Raw genomic sequence first — 12,496 nt, forward strand, 5'->3', positions numbered from 1 at the left:
TCAGGTATCTTGTCATGCTGCTGCACATTCCCGGCCTGTTCGAAAAAGACGAGGTGCAGCGCATTCGCGAGGCTCTGGAGCGGGCAGATTGGGCCGATGGCAAGATCACCGCCGGGTACCAGTCGGCCAAGGCCAAGCACAATTTGCAGCTGCCGGAAGGCCACCCGCTGGCCAAGGAGATCGGCGCGGCGATGCTGGAACGGCTGTGGAAAAATCCGCTGTTCATGTCGGCAGCATTGCCGCACAAAGTCTTTCCTCCGTTGCTGAATTGTTACACCGCCGGTGGCAGTTTCGACTTCCATATCGACAATGCAGTGCGACAGCCCAAAGGCGGCATCGAGCGGGTGCGCACGGATTTGTCCGCCACGCTGTTCTTCAGCGAGCCCGAGGATTACGACGGCGGCGAGCTGGAAATCCAGGACACCTTCGGTACCCAGCAGGTGAAGCTGCCTGCCGGCGACATGGTGCTGTACCCCGGCACCAGCCTGCACAAGGTCAACGCGGTGACGCGCGGAACGCGACTTGCCTCGTTTTTCTGGACCCAAAGCCTGGTGCGTGAAGACAGTCAGCGCGCCCTGTTGTTCGAGATGGACGGGGCCATCCAGCAACTGACCCGCGATGTGCCCGATCATCCATCGCTGATCCGCCTGACCGGTACGTATCACAACCTGTTGCGTCGCTGGGTCGAGGTGTAAGTGGCGGATTTTCGTTTACGCCGCGAGGAAGTGCTCGACGGTGAGCGCCTGCGCTCCATGCTCGACGAAAGCCCGGCCCGCGCGGCCCAAGCCATTTTGATTGCCGCACGAGAAGGAGAGGTCGAGGCCCAGGCCTTACTCGGGCAGATTCTGCTCGACGGCCAGGGGATCGCGCAGGACCAGCCGCTGGCGCTGAGCTGGTTCGGCATCGCCGCGCGGCAGGGGCACCTGATGGCGCGCAACATGCTCGGTCGTTGCCATGAACATGGTTGGGGTTGTGTTGCCGATGCCGCGATTGCGGCGCGGCATTATCGGATAGCAGCTGAAGGAGGGCTGGATTGGGCGATGTACAACTTCGCCAATCTGCTGGCCACCGGGCGCGGGGTGGTTGAGGATCAGTCGCAGGCCTTGATTTTCTATCGATGCGCCGCTGAACTTGGGCACGCTAAATCGATGAACCTGTTGGGTCGGTACCTGGAGGAGGGGCGCTATTGCACCGCAGCACCCAGTTCAGCTATCGATTGGTATCGGCGTTCGGCCGAAGCCGGCGATTTTCGAGGTCAGTTCAGTTATGGGGCTTGCTTTGCCGAGCAAGGGCAGATGGACCAGGCGTTGATCTGGCTTAACCTTGCGATGCAAGGAGGCCATCCGACGTTCCTGCGCAAGGCAGCTCATACATTGCAAGAGGCCGGATTGAGTGCGCTGGCCGATGCATACCTTGATAGAGCTCAGGCGTTGTCTTAGAAGATCCGAGATCTTCGCTGTGTTAAATCGAAGTTAGTGTAAGAGACCGATGTGTTCAACAAGCCTCAACGGGTGTCCGGTGTTTTTTTTGTTTTTTGGTAAGTGTGTAACTTTATATTGTTATTGTTTTTTAATAAGTATTCATAGTGTTTTTTTTGACGGTGCTTTTGCATTGGCATAGTCTCGCCTCTGCAGCCGCGCTGTGCTAATTAATATTATGACTTTCCTCAATGATTTTATTGTGGACTAAGTCTGTTTTTCAAGGGAATGAATATGTCTGATACTAAGTTGTGGGAAGGCGCCCTGGAAGGGGCTGATTATGAAAAAGTCGCGTTGTATGCCGAAGAGGTTCCTAAAACGCTCAGTGAAATTTCGACGAGTGACTCGGGGACCTCAATTCGTGATGCGGGTTTAGTGCTGACCAAAGAAGACATCATTAAAATCAAACGTTACGTGTCGATTGCATTCACGTTTCCTCAAACTCATAAAGATGTTGTGGATTATCTGCGTTACGGCACCAGTGAGGATGGAGGTGTCGGTTTAAAACCTGAAAACTTCCTGTCAACCTTTCAGTTGATTCGCCAGCATGCTGAAACGTGGGCGGATTTACGTGCAGCGATCAAAGGCACAGCGACGGACCTTGAATCCTTTGGTACTGCAATGCGGATTTGGGGCCAAGGTATGGATGATTTCTATAAAAGTGATGTTTCCGTACAGTTGATTAAAGAGCATGGGATCAAAACCTACGAGGATTTGAAAACGCTTGAATACAATTGGGGAGGAGTGTTTCCCGGTATTGAGCTGCAACCGGGAACGGTGGGAGGGTTGGCGGGGTATCTTGAGGATATAAAGGAGGATGTTGTTCATTACAGGAAGAGGACGAATGAAATAAAGGAAGGGCTTGAACAATTTGGCAATGAGCTTGAAAGCAGGATAATTCCTGAAATTAAAGTTCGCCTTGAATTTATCGGTCAAAACAAATATCCGGATGAAATCTTCGAACTCAACAAGACGATCTCCGAGCGTGCGGCGGATATCGAACGGCTTAATCTTGAGTACAAKGCACTTGTGGAGAGATCCATTGCATCCGCTGCCACCTTCAACATATTCGGCCTGGGTATGGCCATTTATCTTGGTGTTGAAGCTGAGAATATTCGAAGCGAACGGAAGAGGCTCAACAATGATCAGGAAAATGATGTACAGAGCCTCAAGAGTAAAAATTTAACGCTGGGTTCCCTAAAGCGTGTAGAACATGATCTCCAAAACTGCAAAATAGCGGCGGTAGAAGCGGATTATGCAACGAGTAATTTGCGCTATGTCTGGTTCACGATAAATGAATACATTGATCAGTCCGCTGAAAAAATTAACAAGATAAATGACGCATTGGCCCTGTCCAGATTTATCTCGACCTTTAAACTGGTGGTCGCCTCTTGGATTAAGGTTGAAAGTAACGCCGGTCAGTTGGTGCAGGTGTTTGTCGATGCTGATAAAGAATATTCGGAAGAATCCAATAAACCTCTAATAGCCTTTTCAAGGAAGAGCGCCATGGTCGAAAATACTTATCCGTCGTTGGATACTTCCCCCTTGTCCAGTTCTAAAGTGCAGATGAGCGATGATCTCGCAAAAGCAACGGTCTTGTCACAGCAACTGAACTATTTGCCAGAACTGAATAATCAGTTCTCCAGATTGGTTGGCAATGTGTTTGATGGTATCCGGACACTGCAGCAATCTGCGCAGTTCAATATGCTCAAGTTCGAGGGCGCTCTGCAAGAACTCGCGGTTCTTGACGGGGAACTTGCTACGGCTCCGGAGAAAGATGAAGAAGCCATTCGTCAAGCTGTTGCTGATAAAGTAAGTGTGCTAAAAGGCGCGCTTGGTCATGTCGAAGAAAAGTACTCAGCGATTAGTGCATGCTATAAAAATATTTCCGCGTTCTTTGATCAGAGTCAGACACAAAAAATCGAGAATGATTTAAAAGACGACATTGATCGTGTTCAAGCAATGGTTGCCACGCTTAATGAAGTGTTGGGTGAATATCGGGCATCTCAAAAGGTCATTGACGATGCTGTCCGTGAAATCGAAAAAACCAATATCGACAGCCTCGGTAAAGATGTTGGTTTGTCTATTGATAAACTTAAAAACTTGGGTATGGCCCCGACTGAAGCCCAGTTGGTAATGCTGGCGGTCGAGCAGTTGCAGAAAGCAATTGAAGGCATTGTCAAGGATGTGTCCTTTCTGTCTATGCTGCGATCGAGCAAAGTGTTGCGCGATAAGGTGGCAGGCGTAGTAACTGAAATTGATGAGCTGAAAGCGAACATTACTCGGGGTGAGCGGAAAGTCATGTTCATCCAAACTGTCCATCGGATGGAAGAACAACGTCGTCTGGTTGCTTCTGAGTACAAAAAGGCAGTCGATAGTTTTTCTCGTTTTATCGAAAGGTGTGGGCATGGAACCGACCGGGAGTGGGTTGGGAAATGCCAGGCTGAGATTGAATTGTTCCTTGTATTCCTGAGGCCAGTTTCCAAGATCTGAATGCATTTTTGGTCTGGAAATGTTGAAGATTGGTCATTGCACATCCATAGGCTCGACAGCCTATGGATGTCATGCAGTTGAACGGTTCAGGAGTCATTTATGCCTGGTTATTTGCTTGAAGAACAAGATTTCATCTCCCTGAGCGCATACATTGATTTTCTGGAAAAACTGCCGCCTGCCTTGCAGGAGGTACAGCGTTTTTCCGCTAACTATCAGCGTTCGGGTCATCAAATGGTTCCCCCTCCCAGCTCCTTGCTACTTTCCAGGGCGGCGGCTGCAAACAAAATGGCGTGGCAGGCGATGACTGTCGCGACCCCGCTGTTGGGCAATATTTGTAGCAATGCACTGATCAGTACGTATCAGTTCATTGAAGAGTTTCGCGGGCTTACCCAAAGTCCCGAAAAGATGCAGACAAGGATTATCGATGTCGACCCGAGACACTTTAGTCTGGCGAAATCCCCTGTATGGGCAGGGGCATCGCCTGAAAGTGTTATCGACATCCTGCGAGAGATTGAGCAGCACCTGCAGCGTTGCATTGCTGCAATCGCAACGTTCAAAAAAGCCGTCAGCGCAATCGGTGCAACGGTCCACAGCATATTTGTCAGGTTTATCGAATCCTTGAGCATTGACCTGTGCAGTTGCCATAGCCCCATACCCAAGCTGGAGGTGTATTACGGCTTGGGCAACTTCAGTTTGCCGGATATGCAGTGGGACCCCACCCGACCTTACTCTCAAGAGGAGCGGCTGCAAAAGGCACGAGAGCATATGGCGCGATTGGTAAGCATGCGGATTCGAGTGGCTTGTGCGGTAGATAACCTCAACGATTTTTGCTATCGACTGCAGTATTTGTTGGGGGATGCGCGCAGGGGACTGCTGCGCAATCATGCTCGATCAGTATGCATGCGCACAAATTACCTGCTGACGCTTGTTGAACATCCACTTGTTGAGGTCAAGAACATGGCCGATGGGTTATTGATGATGGCGCGCAAGTTCGACGCAAAAAAAAGCCCATGAGTCGTCATGGGCTTTTTGTTTCCTACGCAGTATTTATACGTAGAACGACTTCAGCGGCGGGAAGCCATTGAATTCGACGGCGCTGTAGCTGGTGGTGTACGCACCGGTCGACAGCCAGTACAGGCGATCACCGATGGCCAGGTTCAGCGGTAGGCCGTACTTGTAGTTTTCGTACATGATGTCGGCGCTGTCGCAGGTAGGGCCGGCGATGACCACTTCTTCCATCTCGCCCTTTTTCTCGGTCCAGATCGGGAACTTGATGGCTTCGTCCATGGTTTCGATCAGGCCGGAGAACTTGCCCACATCCGTGTACACCCAACGCTCTACCGCGGTACGGGATTTACGCGCGACCAGTACCACTTCGCTAACCAGGATGCCGGCGTTGGCGATCAACGAACGGCCCGGCTCGAGGATGATTTCCGGCAGGTCGTCACCGAAGTCTTCCTTCAGGAAGCGAATGATTTCTTCGGCGTAGGTTTCCAGGCTGTTGGTGCGGGTGATGTAGTTGGCCGGGAAGCCGCCGCCCATGTTGATCAGCTTCAGGTGGATGCCGTCTTCTTCTTTCAAACGCTCGAAGATCACTTTGACCTTGGCGATCGCTGCGTCCCAGACGCTGATGTCGCGCTGTTGCGAACCAACGTGGAAGGAGATGCCGTAAGGCACCAGGCCCAGGTCGCGGGCAAGGATCAGCAGGTCCATGGCCATGTCGGTCTGGCAGCCGAATTTGCGCGACAGTGGCCAGTCGGCAGTGGTCGAGCCTTCGGTCAGGATACGTACGTAGACTTTCGATCCCGGTGCGGCCTTGGCGATGTTGCGCAGGTCGGCTTCGGAGTCGGTGGCAAACAAACGCACGCCCTTCTCGTAGAAGTAGCGGATGTCCTTGGACTTCTTGATGGTGTTGCCGTAGCTGATGTGGTCGGCGCTGACGCCGCGATCAAGCACTTTGTCCAGTTCATAGATCGAGGCGATGTCGAAGCTCGAGCCTTTCTCTTTGAGCAGGTCGATGATCTCGACGGCCGGGTTGGCCTTGACCGCGTAGTAGACCTTGGCGAATTCGAAACCGGCGCGCAGGTCGTCATAGGCCTGGCTGATCATCGCGGTGTCGATCACCACGAACGGGGTTTCCTGTTTGTCGGCGAACGCCTTCATTTTCTGAAAGGTTTCGCGCGCGAAATAGTCTTCGACCTGGATCGACATACCTGGGAGCTCCTACTGGCAAACGTTAGTAATCAATGGGTGCAAATGAACGTCCTCCGTATCCCCACTTTGGTTCGCCTACTTCCCAAGGCATGTCGCCGAAAGCAAAAAGGCCATGGGAAGTGCAGCTTTCCCTTGGCCTTGCTGTCTCGTCGTCAGTACTTGAGCCGGATGGATCGTTTCCAGCATGGACGTTCGGCGCGAACTTTAGGGCGTGAGGGGCTTGAGATCAACAAAAAATGTCGCGTTTTTGCACTCTTCTGACGCGCGTTGCGGGCATCACTCTTTGTAACCGACTCAGATGACAGTCGGATGTTCCCGAAGATTTATGAAGTGTTAAAAATACCTGCACGTTCGACGCTTTTGTACGCCAAGTCGCTAGTAACTACGATAGCGTCAAAATCGGCGACGTTGGCCGAGAAAAGGTAGGCTAAGAGGGGATTTGACTATTTCAGAGCGTGTTTGTGGATAGCTTTTGCAGACGCTACTGTTGATATTTTTTTCCGGCCTGCGAATCACTAGAAAATCGCACAGAACTTGTAGGAGTGAGCCTGCTCGCGATGACATTTTCACAGCCAGCATCGTAGTTGCCTGAAATGGCGCCATCGCGAGCAAGCTCGCTCCCACAGGTTTTGTATTTTTACCGGGTAATGTGAGCTATCAGGCGACCACCGCCTCGGCTGGCGAGATGATATTGGTCTTCATCCCCCGCGAACGTCCGGAACTCAGATACGCCGCAATCGACTCCTGCGTGACCTCGCCGAGGAACACCCGCTCGGCATCCATTACCGGCAACCACGCCCGATTGAACTCGTACATGCGCGACAGCAGGATGCGCAAATGTTCGTCGTACGCCGCCGTGGCGTTGAACTCGCGTTGGTATTGCGCGCAGGTGCCGGTCTGACGGTGCAGGTCGCGACGACGCACGTATCCCAGGGCTTTATTCTCGGTACAAGTGACCACCACGTAGCGTCGGTCATGCTCGTCCATCAACTCCAGTGCTTCGGCCACCGGGGTTTGCGGGCTGACGGAAGGTGCGTTGTCCGCCGCGTCTTCGGCTTTCACCAGCAGCAGGCGTTTCAGCGTGCTGTCCTGGCCGACGAAGTTGCTGACAAATTCATCCGCCGGGTGCGCGAGCAACGTGTCCGGATGATCGATTTGCAGCAGCTTGCCGGCGCGGAAGATCGCGATCTTGTCGCCGAGCTTGATCGCCTCGTCGATGTCATGGCTGACCATGATCACAGTCTTGTTCAGGGCCCGCTGCATCTCGAAGAATTCGTTCTGGATCATCTCGCGGTTGATCGGGTCGACCGCGCCGAAGGGTTCATCCATCAACAGCAACGGCGCATCTGCCGCCAGTGCGCGAATCACGCCGATCCGTTGTTGCTGACCACCGGACAATTCTCGTGGATAACGATGCAGGTATTGCTTGGGTTCGAGCTTGATCATGCTCATCAACTCGCGGGCGCGGTCGTGGCATTTCTGCTTGTCCCAGCCGAGCAGTTTCGGCACCACGACGATGTTCTCTTCGATGGTCATGTTCGGGAACAAACCAATCTGCTGGATCACGTAGCCAATGTTGCGCCGCAGCGTCACTTCGTTGAGGCCGGTGGTGTCTTCGCCGTTGATCAGGATCTTGCCCGAGGTCGGTTTGATCAGGCGGTTGATCATTTTCAGCGTGGTGCTTTTGCCGCAACCCGATGGCCCGAGGAACACGCAGATTTCGCCTTCATTGACGGTCAGGCTCACCGAGTCCACGGCTTTCACATCTTTGCCGTTGCTTTGGAAGGTCTTGCTGAGGTTTTGAAGTTCGATCATTTCAGGAGTCCTTTTGGAGTCAGCGAGCGTTGCAGCACTTGCAGAGCGAGGTCGGCGATGATGGCCAGCAGGCTGACCAGCACGGCGCCGACAATCAGCATCGACATGTCGCTGCGGCTGATGGAAGCGAGGATGAGTACGCCGAGGCCGCCGGCGCCAATGGTGGCAGCGATGGTCATGACGCCGATGTTCATCACCACGGCGGTGCGCACACCGGCGAGGATCACCGGCACGGCGATGGGCAGTTCGACCATGCGCAGGCGCTGGCCGAAGGTCATGCCGATGCCGCGCGCGGCTTCGCGGATGCCCGGTTCGACGTTGGTCAGGGCCAGGTAGGTGTTACGCATGATCGGCAGTAGCGAGTACAGGAAAACCGCGGTAATCGCCGGCATCGGCCCGAGGCCCTGACCGAATTTGGAGTAGAACGGCAGCAGCAGGCCGAACAGGGCAATCGACGGCACGGTCAGCAGCACAGTGGCGCTGGCTTGCAACGGACCGGCGAGGGTCGGGAAGCGGGTCATCAGGATGCCCAGCGGCACGCCGACCAGAATTGCCAGGCTCACGGCGATGCCGACCAGGGTGATGTGTTGCCACGTCAGGTGTAAGACCAATGGCCAGTCGAGATGGGAAAAGGCGTTCAGGAATTCCATGGCTTTTCCTCCTTAATTGATCGGGTGCTGGCGCAGAAAATCGGCGGCAACGGCTGAAGGACTTTGGTGCTCGACGTCGACCCGCGCGTTGAGTTCGCGCATGGTGTTGTCGTCGAACAATTCAGCCAGCGGCTTGAGCTGTGCGGCCAATTGCGGATGCGCATCGATGTAGGCCTGACGCACCACCGGTGCGGCGGTGTAGTCCGGGAAGTAATGCTTGTCGTCTTCCAGCAGCTTCAGCTTGAAGGCGTTGAGACGACCGTCGGTGGTGTAGACCAGGCCGGCAAACACCTGCCCGTTACGCAGCGCGGTGTAGACCAGGCCTGCATCCATCTGCCGGATATTCTTGCGGGTCAGGTTCATGCCGTAGAGCTTGACCATGCCATCCAGACCGTCCGAACGGTTGGCGAACTCGGTATCCAGCGCCACCAGGTTGTTGGTCTCGGCTTCCTTGCGCAGCACCGTGTTCAGCTCACTGATGGTGTTGATGTGCGGGTATTGGTCGGCGACGTTCTTCGGCAGGGCGAGGGCGTAGGTGTTGCTGAATTTCGACGCGGTGAGCCAGACCAGGCCTTTTTTCGCGTCGAGTTCTTTTACTCGTGCGTAGGACTGTTCGCTGTCGAGTTTTTCAGTGACATGGTTGTAGGCCACCAGCGAAACGCCGGTGTATTCCCAGAGCATGTCCAGCTGGCCACTTTCGTGGGCGCTGCGGGCCAGATTGCTGCCCAGGCCGCCGGTCACTTGCACCTCGTAACCCTTGGTGCGCAGGTACTGCGAAGTGATTTCCGCCAGCAGGGTCTGTTCGGTGAACACCCGGGCGCCGATGCGGATCAAGGGTTTGTCAGCGGCTTGGGCAAAACCTGCGCACAGCAGGACGCAGCCTAGTAAAAAGCTTGAAGTTTTCATGACGATTCCTTTGCCGAGGCTTAAGACGGGCGCAAGCCGCGTTCGAGCCAGAGGCGACTGCTGAGTGTGACCACGCCATCCAGCAACAGGGCCAGTAACGCGGTGCATGCGGCACCGAGCAGCAACTGCGGCTGATTGTTCAGGGCAATGCCGGGGAAGATCAGGCTGCCAAGACTGTTGGCGCCGATCAGGAACGCCAGCGGCGCCGTCCCGACGTTGATCGCCAACGCCACGCGCACACCACCGATTATGATCGGCATGGCGTTCGGCAGTTCGACTTTCCACAGCACCTGGTGCGGGGTCATGCCGATGCCGACGGCAGCTTCCTTGAGCGAGCCCTGAACGTTCTTCAGACCTTCATAGGTGTTGCGCACGATGGGCAGCAAGGAGGCGAGGAACAGGGCGAAGATGGCGGGGCCGCTGCCGATGCCGAGGATGCCCAGGGTGATGGCCAGGACAGCCAGAGGCGGAACGGTGTTGCCGATATTGAAGAGCTGCATGAAGCGTTCAGCGCGACCGACCATGGACGGGCGGCTGAGGAGGATGCCGGCGGGGATGCCCACGACAAGGGCGGCCAGCAGGGAAGCGAGGACGAGAATCAAATGAGCTTGCAGGTAAAACAACAAATCGTCGCGGTAGTGTTCGATCGTGTTGATGCCGATCCATTGGATCAGCAGGGCCAGAAGGGCGATTACCAGCGCGCCTCCTATCAGCCCTTTGCCATAGTGGATAGCCACAGGCGGACTCCTTTTTTCAGTCGGCGAACACTCTTTCGTGTGGCAACGCCTTGCTTGGCTGCCGAAAAAATGTCGCGAGAAGCAGCTCGAGCAGGCCGGCAAAGCAGCGTGCAATCGAGCCATGAGCACAGCCTCGTCAGGCCGAATTGCAGGTGTTTCAGGCCCCCGACGAGTGGTCGTAACGGGGGAGTGGACGTCTCCGTGCTTTAAAAGGTTCCCATCTGCGGCAGCATTTGGCCACCCCTAATATGCTCAACGGTTCGGTTCTTGGATCAACTTGGGCTATAATCTGCGCCCTTTTTTGAATCACCTGCCAGGCGATTTCCCATGACCAAACAGGCCGCCGAAGTCGCGAAACGCCGCACTTTCGCCATTATTTCCCACCCCGATGCCGGTAAGACCACCATCACCGAGAAGCTCTTGCTGATGGGCAAGGCGATTGCGGTAGCCGGTACGGTGAAATCTCGTAAATCCGATCGCCATGCCACCTCCGACTGGATGGAAATGGAAAAGCAGCGTGGTATCTCCATTACCACGTCGGTCATGCAGTTCCCGTATCGCGAACACATGATCAACCTGCTCGACACCCCGGGCCACGAAGACTTCTCCGAAGATACCTACCGCACCCTGACGGCGGTGGACTCGGCGTTGATGGTTCTCGACGGCGGTAAAGGTGTAGAGCCACGGACCATCGCCCTGATGGACGTCTGCCGTCTGCGTGACACGCCGATCGTCAGCTTCATCAACAAACTCGACCGTGACATTCGCGACCCGATCGAACTGCTCGACGAAATCGAAGCCGTCCTCAAGATCAAGGCTGCGCCGATCACCTGGCCGATTGGTTGCTACCGTGATTTCAAAGGCGTGTATCACCTCGCCGATGACTACATCATCGTGTACACCGCCGGTCACGGCCACGAACGCACCGAAACCAAGATCATCGAGAAACTTGATTCCGATGAAGCCCGTGCGCATCTGGGTGATGAGTACGAGCGCTTCATCGAGCAGCTGGAACTGGTGCAGGGCGCCTGTCACGAGTTCAATCAGCAGGAGTTCCTTGACGGCCAACTGACCCCGGTGTTCTTCGGTACGGCACTGGGCAACTTCGGTGTCGACCACGTCCTCGACGCCGTTGTGGACTGGGCGCCGCGTCCACTGGCACGCGTAGCCAACGAACGCACCGTAGAGCCGGTGGAAGAGAAGTTCTCGGGCTTCATCTTCAAGATCCAGGCGAACATGGACCCGAAACACCGCGATCGCATCGCCTTCATGCGTATCTGCTCCGGCAAGTACGAAAAAGGCATGAAGATGCGCCACGTGCGCACCGGCAAGGACGTGCGCATCGGCGACGCGCTGACCTTCTTCTCCTCCGAGCGTGAGCAACTGGAAGAAGCCTTTGCCGGCGACATCATCGGCCTGCACAACCACGGCACCATCCAGATCGGCGACACCTTCAGCGAAGGCGAAGTCCTGGGCTTCACCGGTATCCCGCACTTCGCCCCGGAACTGTTCCGCCGCGTGCGTTTGAAAGATCCGCTGAAATCCAAGCAACTGCGCCAAGGCTTGCAGCAATTGGCCGAAGAAGGCGCGACCCAGGTGTTCTTCCCGGAGCGCAGCAACGACATCATCCTCGGCGCCGTCGGTGTGCTGCAGTTCGATGTGGTCGCCAGCCGCTTGAAAGAGGAATACAAGGTCGAGTGCTCCTACGAGCCGATCACCGTTTATTCCGCGCGCTGGATCGAATGCAGCGACAAGAAGAAGCTTGAGGAATTCTCCAACAAGGCTGTGGAAAACCTCGCACTGGACGGCGGTGGTCACCTGACCTACCTCGCGCCTACGCGGGTCAACCTGGCCCTGATGGAAGAGCGCTGGCCGGACGTGAAATTCCGTGCGACGCGTGAGCATCACTAAGCACTGAGTTGCAAAATCCAAAAGCCCCGACGTGAAAGCCTCGGGGCTTTTTATTGCCTGTTGCAATTCCCTGTAGGAGCGAGCTTGAACTGGTCAAGTAATCTTGGACACCCGTTAAGGTTTACGCCGCCAGTCTCTCCTTCGCGACTGGCGACCGGTAGTCGTTGTAGCTGTGAGGCCTGCTGATGTTGTAGCGCGAGACATAGCGCTGCAACATCGCGAAGGAGAGCAGCTACAACGACTACCGGTCGCCAGTCGCGAAGGAGAGACTGGCGGCGTAAACCTTAACGGG

The 12,496-nt window shown here is 55.1% G+C and carries 10 protein-coding genes; 5 read left to right on the top strand and 5 right to left on the bottom strand.

The window, feature by feature from the left end; genetic code table 11:
* Positions 1 to 14 precede the first annotated feature (14 nt).
* The 4 genes from AC1D1M_RS23125 to AC1D1M_RS23140 all read left to right on the top strand — a co-directional run bounded on the left by AC1D1M_RS23125 (position 15) and on the right by AC1D1M_RS23140 (position 4,985).
* On the top strand, positions 15 to 695 hold the full coding sequence (locus AC1D1M_RS23125; RefSeq protein ID WP_477777397.1) for a Fe2+-dependent dioxygenase: 681 nt from the start codon (positions 15 to 17) through the stop codon (positions 693 to 695).
* Positions 696 to 1,439, top strand: a complete 744-nt coding sequence (locus AC1D1M_RS23130; RefSeq protein ID WP_477777398.1) for a tetratricopeptide repeat protein — start codon at positions 696 to 698, stop codon at positions 1,437 to 1,439.
* A gap of 273 nt (positions 1,440 to 1,712) precedes the next feature.
* Positions 1,713 to 3,971, top strand: a complete 2,259-nt coding sequence (locus tag AC1D1M_RS23135) for an alpha-xenorhabdolysin family binary toxin subunit A (protein ID WP_477777399.1) — start codon at positions 1,713 to 1,715, stop codon at positions 3,969 to 3,971.
* Between the two features lie 99 nt (positions 3,972 to 4,070).
* Positions 4,071 to 4,985: a hypothetical protein gene (locus AC1D1M_RS23140; RefSeq protein ID WP_477777400.1), complete on the top strand. Its 915-nt coding sequence runs from the start codon at positions 4,071 to 4,073 to the stop codon at positions 4,983 to 4,985.
* Between the two features lie 33 nt (positions 4,986 to 5,018).
* Here AC1D1M_RS23140 and AC1D1M_RS23145 read toward each other — a convergent pair whose 3' ends face one another.
* The 5 genes from AC1D1M_RS23145 to AC1D1M_RS23165 form a co-directional block, all read right to left on the bottom strand.
* The gene (locus AC1D1M_RS23145) at positions 5,019 to 6,182 is read right to left on the bottom strand and encodes a type III PLP-dependent enzyme (protein WP_110657157.1); all 1,164 of its coding nucleotides are present in this window, start codon (positions 6,180 to 6,182) and stop codon (positions 5,019 to 5,021) included.
* A 660-nt stretch (positions 6,183 to 6,842) separates the two neighbouring features.
* Positions 6,843 to 8,000 carry an osmoprotectant ABC transporter ATP-binding protein OsmV gene (locus AC1D1M_RS23150; RefSeq protein ID WP_477777401.1) on the bottom strand — a complete coding sequence of 386 codons (1,158 nt, stop codon included), beginning with the start codon at positions 7,998 to 8,000 and terminating at the stop codon, positions 6,843 to 6,845.
* On the bottom strand, positions 7,997 to 8,650 hold the full coding sequence (locus AC1D1M_RS23155; protein WP_477777402.1) for an ABC transporter permease: 654 nt from the start codon (positions 8,648 to 8,650) through the stop codon (positions 7,997 to 7,999). Before AC1D1M_RS23155 ends, AC1D1M_RS23150 begins: the two co-directional genes overlap by 4 nt.
* A gap of 12 nt (positions 8,651 to 8,662) precedes the next feature.
* Entirely contained in the window at positions 8,663 to 9,556 is an 894-nt protein-coding gene (locus AC1D1M_RS23160) for a glycine betaine ABC transporter substrate-binding protein (protein ID WP_477777403.1), read from the bottom strand.
* A 20-nt stretch (positions 9,557 to 9,576) separates the two neighbouring features.
* Positions 9,577 to 10,293 (bottom strand): ABC transporter permease, encoded by a 717-nt coding sequence (locus AC1D1M_RS23165; protein WP_477777404.1) that lies wholly within the window; start codon positions 10,291 to 10,293, stop codon positions 9,577 to 9,579.
* A 327-nt stretch (positions 10,294 to 10,620) separates the two neighbouring features.
* Between AC1D1M_RS23165 and AC1D1M_RS23170 the strand changes: the two genes are divergently transcribed.
* On the top strand, positions 10,621 to 12,204 hold the full coding sequence (locus tag AC1D1M_RS23170; protein ID WP_060541686.1) for a peptide chain release factor 3: 1,584 nt from the start codon (positions 10,621 to 10,623) through the stop codon (positions 12,202 to 12,204).
* The last annotated feature ends 292 nt before the right edge of the window (positions 12,205 to 12,496 follow it).

The organism is Pseudomonas sp. P1_F7 (assembly GCF_056405655.1).

Bases quoted from the DNA above. Each gene is read 5' to 3' on its own strand.
- AC1D1M_RS23145 (WP_110657157.1), bottom strand. From the start codon at position 6,182: ATGTCGATCCAGGTCGAAGACTATTTCGCGCGCGAAACCTTTCAGAAA.
- AC1D1M_RS23140 (WP_477777400.1), top strand. From the start codon at position 4,071: ATGCCTGGTTATTTGCTTGAAGAACAAGATTTCATCTCCCTGAGCGCA.
- AC1D1M_RS23170 (WP_060541686.1), top strand. From the start codon at position 10,621: ATGACCAAACAGGCCGCCGAAGTCGCGAAACGCCGCACTTTCGCCATT.
- AC1D1M_RS23150 (WP_477777401.1), bottom strand. From the start codon at position 8,000: ATGATCGAACTTCAAAACCTCAGCAAGACCTTCCAAAGCAACGGCAAA.
- AC1D1M_RS23160 (WP_477777403.1), bottom strand. From the start codon at position 9,556: ATGAAAACTTCAAGCTTTTTACTAGGCTGCGTCCTGCTGTGCGCAGGT.
- AC1D1M_RS23125 (WP_477777397.1), top strand. From the start codon at position 15: ATGCTGCTGCACATTCCCGGCCTGTTCGAAAAAGACGAGGTGCAGCGC.
- AC1D1M_RS23155 (WP_477777402.1), bottom strand. From the start codon at position 8,650: ATGGAATTCCTGAACGCCTTTTCCCATCTCGACTGGCCATTGGTCTTA.